Source organism: Ruegeria sp. AL1 (assembly GCF_056540905.1).
On record NZ_JBQFXP010000006.1, the window covers coordinates 231144 to 245771 of the forward strand.

General features: G+C 57.8%; 12 protein-coding genes. 2 read left to right on the forward strand and 10 right to left on the reverse strand.

What is annotated here, in order from left to right; genetic code table 11:
- The 10 genes from ACRZ9X_RS11835 to ACRZ9X_RS11880 form a co-directional block, all read right to left on the reverse strand.
- The gene (locus tag ACRZ9X_RS11835) at window positions 1-1188 is read right to left on the reverse strand and encodes an acyl-CoA dehydrogenase family protein (RefSeq protein WP_480519018.1); all 1188 of its coding nucleotides are present in this window, start codon (window positions 1186-1188) and stop codon (window positions 1-3) included.
- A gap of 2 nt (window positions 1189-1190) precedes the next feature.
- Window positions 1191-3251: a 3-hydroxyacyl-CoA dehydrogenase NAD-binding domain-containing protein gene (locus ACRZ9X_RS11840; protein WP_480519020.1), complete on the reverse strand. Its 2061-nt coding sequence runs from the start codon at window positions 3249-3251 to the stop codon at window positions 1191-1193.
- Between the two features lie 19 nt (window positions 3252-3270).
- Window positions 3271-3996, reverse strand: a complete 726-nt coding sequence (locus ACRZ9X_RS11845) for an IclR family transcriptional regulator (protein WP_480519022.1) — start codon at window positions 3994-3996, stop codon at window positions 3271-3273.
- 17 nt (window positions 3997-4013) lie between these two features.
- Window positions 4014-5204, reverse strand: a complete 1191-nt coding sequence (locus tag ACRZ9X_RS11850) for an acetyl-CoA C-acyltransferase (RefSeq protein WP_480519024.1) — start codon at window positions 5202-5204, stop codon at window positions 4014-4016.
- Window positions 5197-6702 carry a class I adenylate-forming enzyme family protein gene (locus ACRZ9X_RS11855; RefSeq protein ID WP_480519026.1) on the reverse strand — a complete coding sequence of 502 codons (1506 nt, stop codon included), beginning with the start codon at window positions 6700-6702 and terminating at the stop codon, window positions 5197-5199. The genes ACRZ9X_RS11850 and ACRZ9X_RS11855 overlap by 8 nt, the downstream gene beginning before the upstream one ends.
- Window positions 6703-6847: 145 nt before the next feature.
- Window positions 6848-7810 (reverse strand): sugar kinase, encoded by a 963-nt coding sequence (locus ACRZ9X_RS11860; protein ID WP_480519028.1) that lies wholly within the window; start codon window positions 7808-7810, stop codon window positions 6848-6850.
- Window positions 7811-7991: 181 nt separating this feature from the next.
- Window positions 7992-9107: an ABC transporter ATP-binding protein gene (locus ACRZ9X_RS11865; RefSeq protein ID WP_480519030.1), complete on the reverse strand. Its 1116-nt coding sequence runs from the start codon at window positions 9105-9107 to the stop codon at window positions 7992-7994.
- 4 nt (window positions 9108-9111) lie between these two features.
- Complete coding sequence (locus ACRZ9X_RS11870; protein WP_480519032.1) at window positions 9112-9993, reverse strand: carbohydrate ABC transporter permease; 882 nt, start codon at window positions 9991-9993, stop codon at window positions 9112-9114.
- Window positions 9993-10886, reverse strand: a complete 894-nt coding sequence (locus ACRZ9X_RS11875; RefSeq protein WP_480519034.1) for a carbohydrate ABC transporter permease — start codon at window positions 10884-10886, stop codon at window positions 9993-9995. The genes ACRZ9X_RS11870 and ACRZ9X_RS11875 overlap by 1 nt, the downstream gene beginning before the upstream one ends.
- Before the next feature lie 77 nt (window positions 10887-10963).
- Window positions 10964-12211, reverse strand: coding sequence for an ABC transporter substrate-binding protein (locus tag ACRZ9X_RS11880; RefSeq protein WP_480519036.1), 1248 nt, complete (start codon window positions 12209-12211; stop codon window positions 10964-10966).
- 242 nt (window positions 12212-12453) lie between these two features.
- Between ACRZ9X_RS11880 and ACRZ9X_RS11885 the strand changes: the two genes are divergently transcribed.
- Window positions 12454-13482 (forward strand): LacI family DNA-binding transcriptional regulator, encoded by a 1029-nt coding sequence (locus ACRZ9X_RS11885; RefSeq protein WP_480519038.1) that lies wholly within the window; start codon window positions 12454-12456, stop codon window positions 13480-13482.
- A gap of 353 nt (window positions 13483-13835) precedes the next feature.
- Window positions 13836-14615, forward strand: coding sequence for a DeoR/GlpR family DNA-binding transcription regulator (locus ACRZ9X_RS11890; RefSeq protein ID WP_480519040.1), 780 nt, complete (start codon window positions 13836-13838; stop codon window positions 14613-14615).
- The last annotated feature ends 13 nt before the right edge of the window (window positions 14616-14628 follow it).

Consider the following 14628-nt stretch of genomic DNA (forward strand, 5'->3'; position numbering starts at 1 on the left):
TCAGCCTCCAAACAGGTCTTTGGCAATGATGTTGCGCTGAATTTCGTTCGATCCCCCGAAGATCGAGAGCTTTCTGTTGTTGAAATAGGTGGCGGCGGCCCCTGCGGCTTCTTCCGGCACCGACATCGCGTTTTCGGGTAGCGCGCTGGCTGGAAACGGACAGGCGGCCGACCCAAGTGCGATACGGGTCAGCGCCAGGATTCTCTGTCGGATCACCGTTCCCTTGATCTTGAGCATCGAGCTTTGAGGGCCCGACGCAGCACCTTCTTTCGCGGCTGACAACATGCGCAGGTTCATGACCCGCAGCGCCTCTAGATCAATTTCGACCTCGGCCATCTCGGCTGCAAAAAGTGGGTCTTGTGCCAGTGGCTTTCCCGCTCTGACGATCCGGTTGGACAAATTCTTGAGCTTTTCCAGATCGCGAGTCGAAAACCCGACCCCGGCAATGTTCGTCCGCTCGTGGGTCAGCAGATATTTGGCGATGGTCCAGCCTTTGTTTTCCACACCCACCAGATTGGAAATGGGCACGCGCACGTCTGTAAAGAACACTTCGTTCACTTCGTGCCCGCCATCCAGCAGTTTGATCGGGCGCGTTTCGATCCCCGGGGTGCTGATATCCACAAGCACAAAACTTATGCCTTCCTGCGGCTTGCCCTCGGTCGAGGTGCGCACAAGGCAGAAAATCCTGTTTGCGTATTGTCCGAGCGTGGTCCAGGTTTTCTGGCCGTTGATCACATATGCGTCCCCGTCGCGAATGGCCCGGGTTTTCAGACTGGCCAGATCAGACCCCGCGCCCGGTTCGGAATAGCCCTGACACCACCAGTCCGAACCATCCAATATGCGCGGCAAAATCTCGGCCTTCTGCTGTTCGGTGCCAAATTTGATCAGCACCGGACCCAGCATATTCAATCCAAACGGAACCGTTCGGGGCGCGTTGGCAAGAGCGCACTCTTCTTCGAAGATATGCCGCTCAACCGCGGTCCAACCCGTCCCGCCGTATTCAACGGGCCAGGTCGCGGCTAGCCACCCGCGCGCGTTCAATTTCGCATGCCAGCCCTCCATATCCTCTTTGGTCAGCGGCTCGGCGTTCCGGCCTTTGCGGATCAGATCTTCGGACAGGTTCTGGTCAAGAAACGCTTGGACCTCGGTGCGAAACGCGTCTTCCTTTGGGGTGAAACGCATATCCATGTTCAGGACGCCTTGTTCAGATCATCAAAGCTCCGCCCGGAACCCGCCAGGTCGCGCAGAAGCGCGGGCACCTGCCAGTAATGGGAGTCTTCACGAGCATATTGCTCGATGCGCGAGACCAAAACGTCCAAGCCGGTGATATCGGCATATTGCAACGGACCACCCCAATGGCGCGGAAAACCATAGCCAAACAGAAAAACCGCATCCACGTCGATGGGACGCAAAGCGATCTTGTCTTCGACCACCCGCGCGGCCTCGGACACCATTGCAGTCATGTAGCGATCCACAATTTCTTGATCCGTAAACGTTCTGGCCGTGATGCCCTTGGCGGCCCGCTCTGCCTCGGCAAATTCACCCACGGCGGGGTTCACGCTGCGGGTCTGGCCGTCATAGATATAAAATCCTTTGCCGGTCTTGCGCCCGAACCAACCCTGCTCACAGATACGATCCGCGATCTCGACATACCGCTCTTCGGTCGGGCGGAACTCGGCTTGCCGTTTGCGCGTGGCCCAACCGATATCCTGCCCTGCCAGATCTGAGACCGCGAAGGGCCCCATGGCAAACCCGAAATCTTCCAAAGCCCTGTCGATCTGGTCAAATGGCGCGCCATCAAGCTGCATATAGGCTGTGGATTTGCGGTAATGCGCCAGAACGCGGTTGCCGATAAACCCGTCGCACACTTCGGACCGCACGGCGATCTTGCGCAGCGCCTTTGCCAGTTTGAAACTGGTCGCAACAATTTCGGGCGCGGTTTCGCGGCCCACCACCACTTCAAGCAGACGCATCACATGCGCCGGTGAAAAGAAATGTAGCCCGATCACATTCTGAGGCCGCCCGGTCGTGGCTGCGATTTCGTTCACATCCAGATATGAGGTGTTGGTTGCCAGGATAGCGTCCGACTTGCAAATCCTGTCCAGCTTGCCGAACACCTCTCGCTTGACGTCCATGGATTCGAATACGGCCTCGATCACCACATCCGCGTCCGCCAACGCATTCATATCTGTGGTACAAGTCAGAGCGGAAAGCGCCGCATCGCGTTGGGCCTCGGTCAACTTCCCGCGTTTGACTGCCCCCTCAAGATTCTTACCGATGGTTGTACGCGCGAAAGCGACACGATCTTCTTCCATTTCGATCAGGCACACGGGAAGCCCCGCCAACAGCATCGCTGTCGCGATACCGGAACCCATCGTACCGCCGCCGACGACGCCGCCGGATTTGACATCGCGTGCTTCGGCGTCGGCTTCAGGGATATGCGCCACGGCGCGTTCGGCAAAGAAGGCGTGTTTCAGACCTTTATGCGCGTCGCTTCCCAAAGCTTCGACAAACAGCGCGCGTTCAGCCTGTAGCCCATCCTTGAGGGGCAAACTGCTGGCTTCCGCCGCTTTCAAGGCGCGCAAGGTGACTTCACCCCTGGCTTGCGCACGGAACGTATCCAGTTGTTCAACTGTAATGCGGTTGACCTGTTCCGCTGTCACACGGGTTTGCAGCGTGCCGTCCAGCACCTGACGCGCGCTGTTCGTTGCGACGCTTTCGGGGTCACCTTCTTGCAGATTATCCAGCAACCCGGCCTTTAGGGCGGCTTCCGCCGAGATCGGCTTGCCGGACGTGATCATTGTCAGCGCGGTTTGCCCATCAACCAGACGCGGCAGACGCTGGGTACCCCCCGCCCCGGGTAACAGACCAAGATTGACCTCTGGCAAGCCGAGTTTGAGACCCTTGATCCCTACACGTGCCTGACAACTTAGCGCAATCTCCAGACCGCCCCCCAGCGTGGTGCCGTGAAGAACACAGACAATCGGCTTGGCGCTTGCTTCGAGTATTTCACAGACTTCGGGCAGAAGTGGTGGTTTTGGCGGCTGGCCGAACTCTCGGATATCAGCCCCTGCAACAAAGGTCCGGCCTGCGGCATAGAGTGCGATGACCTTTATAGCATCATCCGTAGCCAGTTGTTGCACAGCTTGCACCAGCCCGGCACGTACGTCGTAACCGGCCGCGTTCACCGGCGGGTTGTCGATCTTGACGAGGGCAATTTCACCGTCCTTGCGAATGTCGACTGCAGCCATGGTTATCTCCTGTTTTCTGTCATGCGAGCCCGAGGCTCAGCCTGAGTGTTTGTACCGTGTCGCGCAGTTTGGGGGCTACGCTCTGCTCCAGCCGGTCAGCGTCCAGATCTGTCGCATTGGCCCCGCATAAAAACGCCAGAGGTTGCGCGCCCGGGGTGCTGCAAAACGGCACTGCGCAGGCATTGACGCCGCTATTCCAGCCCCCGAATGAGGTTACATAACCCCGGCTTTCCAACTGAGCCCGGTCCGCGCAAAGCTGGTCGGTCATGCCCTTGTGTGTTGCATCTGCCGCCAGCATGACCCGGCCGGCCGCGCTTTGTTCCATCGGTATACGGTGCCCTTCACTAAGCCAAAGCGAAGATGCATCGCGCGGTCGCCAACAGCGCGTCAGCATCGCCGCATCACCATGACGCATCGTCAGAGCGACCAAAACACCAGTGTCGTCGGCCAGTTGTTGCATCACATTCTCGGCCATCGGCAGGAACGACAAACCGGCGCGCGCAGTATACCCCAAGGCCATAACCGACGGGCCAAGCCGATAGGTTTCCGAAGGGTGAAGCTGTTCCAGAAATCCCATCGCAGCCAGCGTGAACGTCATTCGCGTCACCGTTGAGGGCGGCATACCCGTCCGCCGGGCCAGTTCCCGGTTGCCCAGCGACGCGTCATCCGGCTTGAAGGCCTGCATTATGCGCAACCCCTTGGCGAGTGTAGTGGCGAACCGGCGGTCTCTGTCAGCGTCGGACATGCGGGACCCCGGACGCCCTATTCGACACGCTCAAGGACCAGAGCAATCCCCTGCCCTACTCCGATACACATGGACAGGCACGCATACCGCCCGCCGGTCTCTTCAAGATGCCGCATCGCGGACAGGATGATCCGTGCGCCGGACGCTCCCAGTGGATGTCCGACCGCAATCGCACCGCCATTGGGGTTCAGGCGACTGTCGGCAGGGTCCAGATCAAGATGTTTGCAACAAGCCAAAACTTGCGCCGCAAAGGCTTCATTGACCTCAATCAGGTCCATATCGTCCAGTGTCAGTCCCGCGCGTTCCAACGCCTTGGGCACTGCAAAAGCTGGGCCGATACCCATAATCCGGGGCGGCACACCAGCAATGGCACCCGCCACGATACGGGCGCGCGGGGCCGCACGGTCGCTTCTGGCGCCGATCATCAACATCGCCGCGCCATCATTCACGCCCGACGCATTCGCCGCCGTCGTCACGCCACCCCGGAAAATCGTCCGCAGCGCTGCCATTTTCTCCAACTGCACATCCGGGCGGGGATGTTCGTCTTGTACCACCTCGTGCGTTGCCCCCTTACGGCCCGTCACGGTGACCGGGGTGATTTCGGCTTCAAAGAAACCGCGTGCCCGGGCCGCTTCGAACCGCACCTGCGAGGCATGGGCGAACTGATCCGACGCCTCGCGGGTAATCTGGTAGTCTTCGGCCAGATTGTCAGCGGTTTTTGGCATCGGAAATTCGCCGTGGCTTTCGGTCATTTTGGGGTTCGAGAACCGCGCCCCAATGGCGCTGTCAAAAATCTGCGACTGGCGGGCAAAGGCCGTTTCCGACTTGGCGATGACAAAAGGCGCTCGGGTCATGCTTTCGACACCGCCTGCAACATACAGGTCCGCCTCGCCCACAGTGACCGAGCGCGCGGCGTCCAGCGCCGCCGACATGCCGGATCCACAGAGGCGGTTGACGGTGAGACCGCCAACCTCGATCGGCAACCCGGCCAACAGCGTGCAATAGCGGGCGACGTTGCGGCTGTCCTCGCCGGACTGACACACATTCCCCAAAATCACGTCTTCAATTTCGGCAGCATCGAACGCACTTCGCTTTACCAGCGCCTCAAGGACCTGCGCCGCCAGATCATCGGGCCGGACCGAGGCGAGCGCGCCACCGTGGCGACCAAATGGGCTGCGCAGCCCGTCGTAGATATAAGCGTCAAGCATGTTGGGCCTCTTCATCCAGTTGTGCCAGTTCGGACGCAAAGGTCTCGACCAGCTTGTGTTTCAGTATCTTCCCCGTCGCCGCCTCGGGCAACGTGTCTGCGATTACGATGTGATGCGGGATTTTGTATCGAACCAAATCTTCCCGGAGATATGCCTTTAACTCGGACGCGGTGACCGCTGCGCGCAAGGTTACAAAAGCCAGGACATCCTCGTTCCCGTCCCGCGAACGACCTGCCACTGCGGCTTGTATAACCGATGGATGCGCGTTCAGCGCCGCTTCGATCTCGGGCGGGTAAACGTTGAAGCCCGAATGAATGATGACCTCTTTGCAACGACCAACGATGTATATACGTCCGTCCGGTTCGATCCGCGCCAGATCGCCGGTACGCAAGAACCCATCAGCGGTGAAAGCTTTGGCCGTTTCCTCAGGATTGCGGTAATAACCCAACATGATGTTGCGCCCGCGCGCCAGCAACTCGCCGACTCCGTCAGCACCGGGATTGTCCAGCCGAACCTCAACCCCCGGCAATGCTGGACCAACGCAATCGTCCTGCGGCGGAGTCTCGATCTGCGTGGTGGCAATACCCGGTGATCCTTCGGTCAGGCCATAGCCGTTGTGGATGGGCTGGCCGAAAATCCGCTCGACCCGGCGTTTCCAACTGGGATCAAGCGGCGAGCCCCCGGATGACAAATAACGCAACCCGGTTTCGACCCTATCGATACCGTTATCCTTGCAGTGCCTGAGTAGCAACGCGAACATCTGCGGCACGCCCGACAGCATCGTGGCACCGCTTTGCAATCCCTCGATCACGAGCGCCGGGTCGAACCGGGGTTGGAACCGTAGACTGCCTCCCGCCAGGAACATGGTCAGGATAATCGATGTAAATCCAAATATATGAGTGCCGGGCAAGACAGCCAGAGATTGATCCGCAGCAGTTGCCTGCCGACGGCGCATCGAGGACCGCGACGCAAACAGCAGATTGTCATGGGTCAGCATCACACCTTTAGGCGCGCCGCTTGTTCCCGACGTATAAAGGATCGTGGCAACTTGTCCGGCTCCGTTCTCAATCGGTTCCACCTGCGTTTCCCTCGGCGCGGAAATAGCCAGTGGTCCACGCAATATCTGGCCTCTGGTCCCAGCCCCAAGCCGTTCCGCATGCGCCCTTGCTGCCTCTGAAACGCCCACTGTGCAGACCACGCATCGCGCGCCGGAATGAGCAAGAACAGTATCAACCTCACGTTCAGTCGCGCGCGCATTGAGGGGAACGATCCAGGCACTGAGCTTGCTTAGCGCCAATATGACGGCCGCATAAGTCCCGCAATTCTCTGCCAGTACAACAACTCGATCCCCCGGCCGCACGCCGCAGGATTGAAGCATAGTTGCCGCAACCTCCACCGCTTCCCTGAGATCTCCATAAGAAAAAATCGCGCCATCATGATCGATAATGGCCAGCCCCGCCGGGTCCTTGTCTTCGATCAGCTGGTGGATTCGATGCAATGCACTCTCCTTGCAGGCTGCATCGTCGGTTTATCGTCTATGGGGAAAGATGTAAATATGCGGTATAGTGTACCGCAATGCGGCACAATTCCAGTTATCACTCACGTCGTTTCAGCGAGAGAGGTTTTCGGCCAGATCTGAGTCACTAACCCAGTTGGGGCATGTGATCTTTAGGGATCCGTGCGCCAAAATGTCGGATCACTTCGCCCGAGACGGTTTGACCCCACTGTACGGCCGTGCCCTGCCCATGGCCCTGCAAACGGGCTGACAGATAGCCTGCGTTAAAGGCGTCTCCGGCACCGGAAGTATCGCGAATGCCCTCGACCGATGGGGTTTCGACCCGGGTTACATTTCCATCAGTCCAGGCCGCGACCGCATCTTTTCCGTTCTTGACGACGATTTCGGCAACCCCTGCCTGCCGCAGGCGGTCCAGCGTATCGACAGGCGTCGCATCCCCCCAAAGCGCGTTTTCATCGTCAAAACTGGGTAGCGCTATGTCGGTAATTGTATTGAACATCGCCAAAACCTCGCGAGTCTCATCACTGGACGACCAGAGGCGAGGCCGGACGTTCGGGTCAAAGGACACCACAACCCCCTGGGAGCGCGCTGCGGCCAGGACCGTCAACAAGGTGTGCCGCGCGGCGGGCGAAAGTATAGCCAAAGTAATGCCGGACAGATGCACAAGCCCAGCTCCATTGATCACGCGGGTCAGCCAGTCCGGGTCATCCGCCACATGACGCGCTGCCGATGAGTCGCGCCAATACTGAAAGCTGCGCTCCACCCCGTTCAGCTCGATCATGTAAAGCCCCATGGTGCGCGCAGTCTCGTGTCCGATGCACCCGGCGTCCAGCCCATCCTCGCGCACCTGTGCCACGAACGCATTCGATACAGTGTCCGTTCCAACCTTGGTCACAAAGCCAACCTGACCCGCATGCTCGGGTATCTGCGCCATGTGCCAGACCGTATTGAACGTGTCACCGGCAAACCCTCGGCGATAGGTCCCATCACCGATATCAGCCAATTCAATCATCGCTTCGCCAATCGCGATGACCCTCTGTGACCGGAAACTCAGCATGCGCACACAGCTTGTTCGGAAGTGGACCGGCATCGATCCCCAGACGTCAACCAGAGCGGAACATGGTGGGAGGCATCCGAAATTTCAAAGATCTGTAAGGGCATGAATTGCATCATGCCGATCCAACCCGATCTGTCCAGAACGATGAGCGGACCCCGAAACACAAATTGCTACAAGGCCCCGAGATTAATCTCGAAACACCACTCCACGCCGATCAAGCGATCCTGTTTTCGGTTTTCTTGTCGAACAGGACAACTTTCTCCATGTTGACAGCAAATGTCGTGCTCTGTCCGACCGAGACGCTTGTGTCGGCGCGCATGCGGGCGACGCATTCAGCACCCCCGATCGTGGTCGCGACAAAAGTGTCAGACCCGGCGGGTTCGATCACATCAACATTGGACTGAACCTGTTCAACATGGCGCGACGTCTGATCAGCGCCTTCGATATCGGTCAACGCCTCAGGGCGCACGCCCAGCAGAACAGACTGGCCCGCATATCCCATCTGGTTTGGCGTTGGGTCAGAAATGGCCAGGCTGATCTTGTCACCGTCCGAATTTACCGTATCCGCATAAAGCGCGTTGCTTTCAGACCGCAAGGCAACCTCGATAAGGTTCATCGACGGCGAACCCATAAAGGTCGCCACGAACAGGTTGGCCGGTGTGTCATAGATTTCCTTGGGCGTGCCCAACTGCTGAACATAGCCTCCATTCATCACCGCGATGCGGGTCGACAGGGTCAAAGCCTCGATCTGGTCATGGGTCACGTAGACGATGGTGGTGCCCAGCTTCTGGTGCAGCTTCTTGATCTCGGTCCGCATATCGACGCGCAACTTGGCATCAAGGTTCGACAGCGGCTCGTCAAACAGGAACACGTCCGGGTCGCGCACCAGCGCCCGGCCCATGGCCACCCGCTGACGCTGCCCGCCGGACAGCTGGCCCGGCTTGCGATCCAGCAACTGTTCGATCTGCAGCAATTTGGCAACGTCCGCCATGGCCTTTTCACGATCCTCCTTGGGCACACCGTGCATCTCAAGGCCAAAGGTGATGTTCTGCCCCACGGTCATGTTTGGATAGAGAGCGTAGGACTGGAACACCATCGCGATATTGCGGTTCGACGGGTGCACCCCGTTCATCACCTGATCCTTGATCCGGATCTCGCCGCTGGTGATCTCTTCCAGCCCCGCGATCATGTTAAGCAAGGTGGATTTGCCACAGCCGGACGGACCAACAAGGACAAGAAACTCGCCCTCTTCCACGGCGATGTCCACTTTGTGCAGGACCTCGACCGAGCCGTAGGATTTGGTTGCGTTGTCGATATCAAGAAAACCCATTGGATCAGCCTTTGACAGAGCCTGCCATCAGACCGCGCACAAAATAGCGACCGGCGACGACATAGACGAGAAGAGTGGGAAGGGCAGCAAGGATGGCACCTGCAAAGTGCACATTGTACTCCTTAACACCCGTTGAAGATTGCACGAGGTTGTTCAGCGCGACAGTCATCGGCTGGCTGTCGAAATCTGCAAAGGACGCCCCGAACAGGAAGTCGTTCCAGATATTGGTGAACTGCCATATGACGCTGACCACGATGATCGGACCCGACGACGGCAGAAGGATGCGCCAGAAAATCTGAAAGAACCCGGCGCCGTCGATCTGCGCTGCCCGCACCAGCTCGGTCGGGAATGCGGCATAGTAATTGCGGAAATACAGCGTGGTAAAGCCGACACCGTAAACCAGATGCACCAGCACCAGACCCCAGGTTGACCCGGCCAGACCCAACAGGCCCAGCACGCGGGCCATCGGGATCAGAACGATTTGAAAGGGGATGAAGCAGGCAAACAGCATCAGGCCAAACAGGATCGTATCGCCCCGGAACCGCCATTTGGTCAACACATATCCATTGAGCGCGCCAAGCATGGTCGAGACGATCACCGCCGGCACCACCATCTTGATCGAGTTCCAGAAATACGGCTTCAACCCGGTCTGGTTCACGCCCACCTGCGCCTCGGACCACGCCTTTTTCCAGGCATCGAGCGTCCAGACCTCGGGCAAGGCAATGATGTTGCCTCCGGTGATTTCCTCAAGCGGCTTGAGCGAGTTGATCACCATAACAAAGAGCGGCAGAAGGTAGAACAGCGCAAAGACCAGCAAGGTGACGTAAATCAGGGTTCGCGTGACGCGACCGGTGCGGATTGCGGTATCTTGTGTTGCGACAGACATTATTTCTTCTCCCGCAATTCGGCGTAAAGATATGGGATCATGATCGCAGCAATGGTCATCAGCATGATCACCGCCGAGGCCGCACCAATCCCCATCTGATTCCGCGTAAATGTGTAGGAATACATGAATGTTGCAGGCAGTTCAGTCGCCCGACCCGGACCACCGCCGGTCAGCGCGATAACAAGGTCATAGCTTTTGATTGCAAGGTGGCTGAGGATCACGAAGGCCGACAAAAAAGCGGGTCGCAACTGCGGGATGATGATACGGCGGTACAGATTCCAATTCGACGCGCCATCCATTTGGGCAGCTTTCAGAATTTCGTTATCAATGCCGCGCAACCCGGCCAGAAACATTGCCATGACAAAGCCGCTGGTCTGCCAGACGGCGGCCAGGACCACGGTGTAGATGGCGAAATCCCGGTCTTTGATCCAGTCAAACTCAAAGTTCTCAAAACCCCACAAATGCATGGTGTTCTCGATGCCGATACCAGGGTCCAGCATCCATTTCCAAGCAGTCCCTGTCACGATGAAGCTAAGCGCCATCGGGTACAGGTAAATTGTGCGCAAACCGCCTTCGACACGAATTTTCTGGTCCAGAAAAATCGCGAGACCCAGGCCGATGGCACAGCAGATCACGATATAGAGCGATGCAAAGATGCCCAGATTGGTGATCGCGATGTTCCAATGGCTCAGGCGGAACAGTTTGTCATAGTTCTCGAACCCAACCATACCGTAACTGGGCAAAATCCGGCTGTCGGTAAAGGAAAGATAGACGGTGAACAGGATGAACCCATAGACAAACAGCAGCACCATCGCCAGCGACGGAGACAGGACCAGTTTGGGTATCCAGTTTTGCAGACGGGTTTTGAAATCCGCCTCGGCCATGTTCGACATGGGCTGCCTCTTGGATGTGAGTTGGGGGAACGTATGGACAGGGCCACCGGCGAACCGGCCGCCCCGTCCGGGAGGCGTTACTTGGCGATCGACACAGCGTCGACCAGTTCGCCGACAGCGGTTTCGCTGTCATACTCGCCGTTGAAATGAGCGGTCACAACGTCATAGATCGCATTCTTGACCGAGGCCGGAGCCGAGTGGCCATGCGCCATCGAACCGTAAAGGTTACCCGAAGAAGCTGCCGCTGCCAGATCCTTCATGCCCTGCTTGCCGCAGGCGTCAAAATCCGCATCGGACACATCTGTCCGCGCCGGCACCGAGCCTTTGACCACGTTGAAGGCTGACTGGAAGTTTGGCGACAGAATCGCGCTGGCCAGAGCGGCCTGCTCGGACGACACCGTGCCGCCCTGATCGAACATCGCAAACTGGTCGGCGTTGAATGTCACCTGATCGGCGGTGCCGGGGAAGCGGAAACACAGGAAATCCTCGCCCGGGACTTTGCCCGCATTCAGGAATTCGCCTTTGGCCCAGTCGCCCATCATCTGGAAACCGGCCTCGCCGTTGATGACCATGGCTGTTGCCAGGTTCCAGTCACGTCCCGAGAAGTTCTCGTCCACGTTGTCGCGGATGAAAGCCATACGTTCGAACGACTCTTTCATCCCATCGGAACCCAGTGCTTCCTCATCCAGATCGATGAATGCAGCCTTGTAGCCATCCGGGCCCATGGTCGACATAACAACCGCATCAAAGACGGTGGCGTCCTGCCATGCCTGACCCCCATGCGCGATCGGGGTGATGCCAGCCTCTTTCAGAGTGTTTACAGCGGCAACGAACTCGTCCCAGTTGGTCGGAGGCGCAATACCGTTGGCATCCAAAACGGCCTTGTTCGCCCACACCCAGTTGGTCGAGTGCACGTTCACTGGTGCCGAAATCCACTTGCCGTCATGCTTGGCAAACGCCTTCAGCGCATCGGGCACAACCTCGTCCCAGCCTTCCTGAGCGGCAACGTCGTTCAGATTTGCCAGCGCGCCCTCGGCGGCCCAGTCCTGAATGTCAAAACCCAGCATCTGCACGGCGGTCGGCGCATTGCCTGCCGTGACCCGGGCCCGCAGCACGGTCATGGCGCTTTCACCGCCGCCGCCTGCAACCGGCATGTCTTGCCAACCGATGCCCTGCCCTTCGAGATCGCCTTTCAGAACGTTCAGAGCTGCCGCTTCGCCGCCCGACGTCCACCAATGCAGGACCTCAACCTCGCCAGCTGATGCCACGCCCGCTGTCAATGCCAGCGCGGCGGCGCTCAACTTGAGTTTCTTGGTGATGTTCATCCGATAACCTCCCTGTGGATGAAGACCGGGTTTTCCCGAGTCGAATATACTCGCTAATGTAACGTTGCAAATACGGTATCTGTCAATAGTTTGTTTTCATTGAACGCAAATCATTTAGTATATTGTTTTCATTTATATTTTAAGGACATTCCTCGGAATGTACGATTTTAAATTTCGGTGTTGCAACGTTTTAAATGTTGTTGTTACAGTGTCAAAACACGACTCAACCGTTCGCAGGCCCCATGCAGGAACACACCGCAGATCAACCGGAAGAAGCCGCGCGCCCGACCCTGCGCACGGTCGCTGATCTGGCAGGCTTTGCGATAACGACGGTCTCGCGGGCCTTGGCGGATGACCCGCGTATCGCCAAGGCAACGCGGGAAAAAGTGCATCGGATTGCAGATCAGGTTGGCTATGTTCCCAATCGCGCAGCGCAGCGTCTGCGTACGGGGCGCACCAAGGTCATCAGCCTACTGCTGAACCCTGATCACGAGTTTCTGGGCTTCACATCCGAGTTCATTCGCGGCTTTACCCAGGGACTGACCGGCACCGGATACGCGATCAACATTATGCCCGATCATATCGCGGCGGACCGACTTGAAGTTGTGCGCAACATCCGGCGGAATGCACTGGCCGATGCGGTGGTCTTCACCCGCACGGAGTCCTTTGATGTACGTGCCAGGTATCTTCTGGAACACGATTTTCCGTTTGTCAGCCATGGGCGCACCGACTTCACGCGGCAGCACCCTTATGTGGATTTCGATAACGCCATGTTCGCGCGACTGGGGGTCGAACGGCTGGTGGCAAAAGGACGTCAGCACATCTGCATGGTAATGCCGGAAGAGCGCTTCACTTTCCGCCAACATCTACAATACGGCGCGATGCAGGCCATTCGCTCGCTGGGTGTGCGATTCACCATTCCCGAAAATGTGAGCCTCGACAGCCCTCCGGATCAAATATCAGACACACTGCTGAAACTGACCCGCAGCGACGATCCGCCGGACGGACATATTTGCGTTGGAGAAGCGATGGCGCTGATGACGCTTGCAGCGTTGACAGATGCAGGGTGGACACCGGGCGTCGAGGCGGATGTGGTGGCCAAACGCGCCTCGCCCATCGCCAATTACCTGAGACCCAGAATCGAAACGGTGACCGAAGATCTTTCGGAGACCGGTCGCGCCATGGCGCGGGTGCTGCTTGGTCGAATCGAGGGTAAACAGGTCAGCGACTTGCAGGTCTTGTTGCAGCCTGACGGACAATTCAGACTTTAGGTCACGTCTCGTACGTGACGGACAACGGTTTAAACAAGCCGACGCACGCCCCAAGGGGGTGCGATTGCCTGCGACCTCTTCAAGCAGCACCTCCGCAAGGCTTCGGAAAACATAAGATTTCGCACCGCCCAAGCGCCGGAACCAGGTCGCGACAACAAAGGTACCGCTATGCGCACAAATCTGCATAACTCCGCGCCCTTGCGCAGAATCTGGACTGGATGAGCAAAGCAACTCGCGCCCACAAGTCACCCAAGCAACCCCATTTTTGTGGTTTTTATAGCCAAAAACAACAATACTGTGGACTATCTTGTTGAGCGGTGCAAGAATTGTACAACTTAAAAAGGTAGACCCTCATGAAGGGCAAGAATTCGCTTTCGCCGCGAGAGATGCAGTTCCTTGAAGGTTTGCGTCAATTCGGCGGTCACGCCCGTAACGCAGATATGGCCGAGTTGTTGAGCGTATCTGACGAGACAATAAGGCGTACGATAAAGTCGCTGTCCAAGCTGGGCATCGTCGAACGTGCGCATGGCGGCGTACGATCGCTGGAAGCCCAGCACGAATTCAGTTTCTTCCAACGGCTGGGCGAACATACGGACGAAAAAAGACAAATCGCAAAGTTAACAGCCGAAATCGTTCCGGACGGCGCGACGCTGTTTCTGGATGTGGGAAGCACAACCGCTTTCGTGGCTGAGGCACTGCGGGCCAGAAATTCTCTGACAGTTGTCACCAATTCGACGAATGTGGCGCATAAGTTACTGGAGCATAACGAAAACCGCGTATTCTTGCTGGGCGGCGAACTGCGCAAAGAGGAATTGGGCGCTTTTGGCCTGATGGCCGAGACCCAGGCCCGGCGTTACACATATGACATGGCCATCCTGAGCCCCGACGCGCTGGATGTGAAATTCGGCTTCCTGTTCCAAAGCCCGAACGAGGCCGATCTTGCATCCGTCGTTGTCGAGCGGACCAGCCAGGTTACCGTCGCAATGGTCCACCAAAAATTCGACTTGACCGGGCCACATCAAGGCTTTGAGCCACATGTGGTGGATCACCTGATTACGGACACATCCCCTGGCAAGAAAACGACTGCAAAGCTGGCGCGATGGCAGATCAAAACTTGGACGCCCGAAGAATGAAAGAACATTCCTT

Coding starts and splice junctions, on each gene's coding strand:
- ACRZ9X_RS11835 (WP_480519018.1), bottom strand. CDS start 1,188: ATGGATATGCGTTTCACCCCAAAGGAAGACGCGTTTCGCACCGAGGTC.
- ACRZ9X_RS11840 (WP_480519020.1), bottom strand. CDS start 3,251: ATGGCTGCAGTCGACATTCGCAAGGACGGTGAAATTGCCCTCGTCAAG.
- ACRZ9X_RS11845 (WP_480519022.1), bottom strand. CDS start 3,996: ATGTCCGACGCTGACAGAGACCGCCGGTTCGCCACTACACTCGCCAAG.
- ACRZ9X_RS11850 (WP_480519024.1), bottom strand. CDS start 5,204: ATGCTTGACGCTTATATCTACGACGGGCTGCGCAGCCCATTTGGTCGC.
- ACRZ9X_RS11860 (WP_480519028.1), bottom strand. CDS start 7,810: ATGCCGGTCCACTTCCGAACAAGCTGTGTGCGCATGCTGAGTTTCCGG.
- ACRZ9X_RS11865 (WP_480519030.1), bottom strand. CDS start 9,107: ATGGGTTTTCTTGATATCGACAACGCAACCAAATCCTACGGCTCGGTC.
- ACRZ9X_RS11870 (WP_480519032.1), bottom strand. CDS start 9,993: ATGTCTGTCGCAACACAAGATACCGCAATCCGCACCGGTCGCGTCACG.
- ACRZ9X_RS11875 (WP_480519034.1), bottom strand. CDS start 10,886: ATGTCGAACATGGCCGAGGCGGATTTCAAAACCCGTCTGCAAAACTGG.
- ACRZ9X_RS11880 (WP_480519036.1), bottom strand. CDS start 12,211: ATGAACATCACCAAGAAACTCAAGTTGAGCGCCGCCGCGCTGGCATTG.
- ACRZ9X_RS11885 (WP_480519038.1), top strand. CDS start 12,454: ATGCAGGAACACACCGCAGATCAACCGGAAGAAGCCGCGCGCCCGACC.
- ACRZ9X_RS11890 (WP_480519040.1), top strand. CDS start 13,836: ATGAAGGGCAAGAATTCGCTTTCGCCGCGAGAGATGCAGTTCCTTGAA.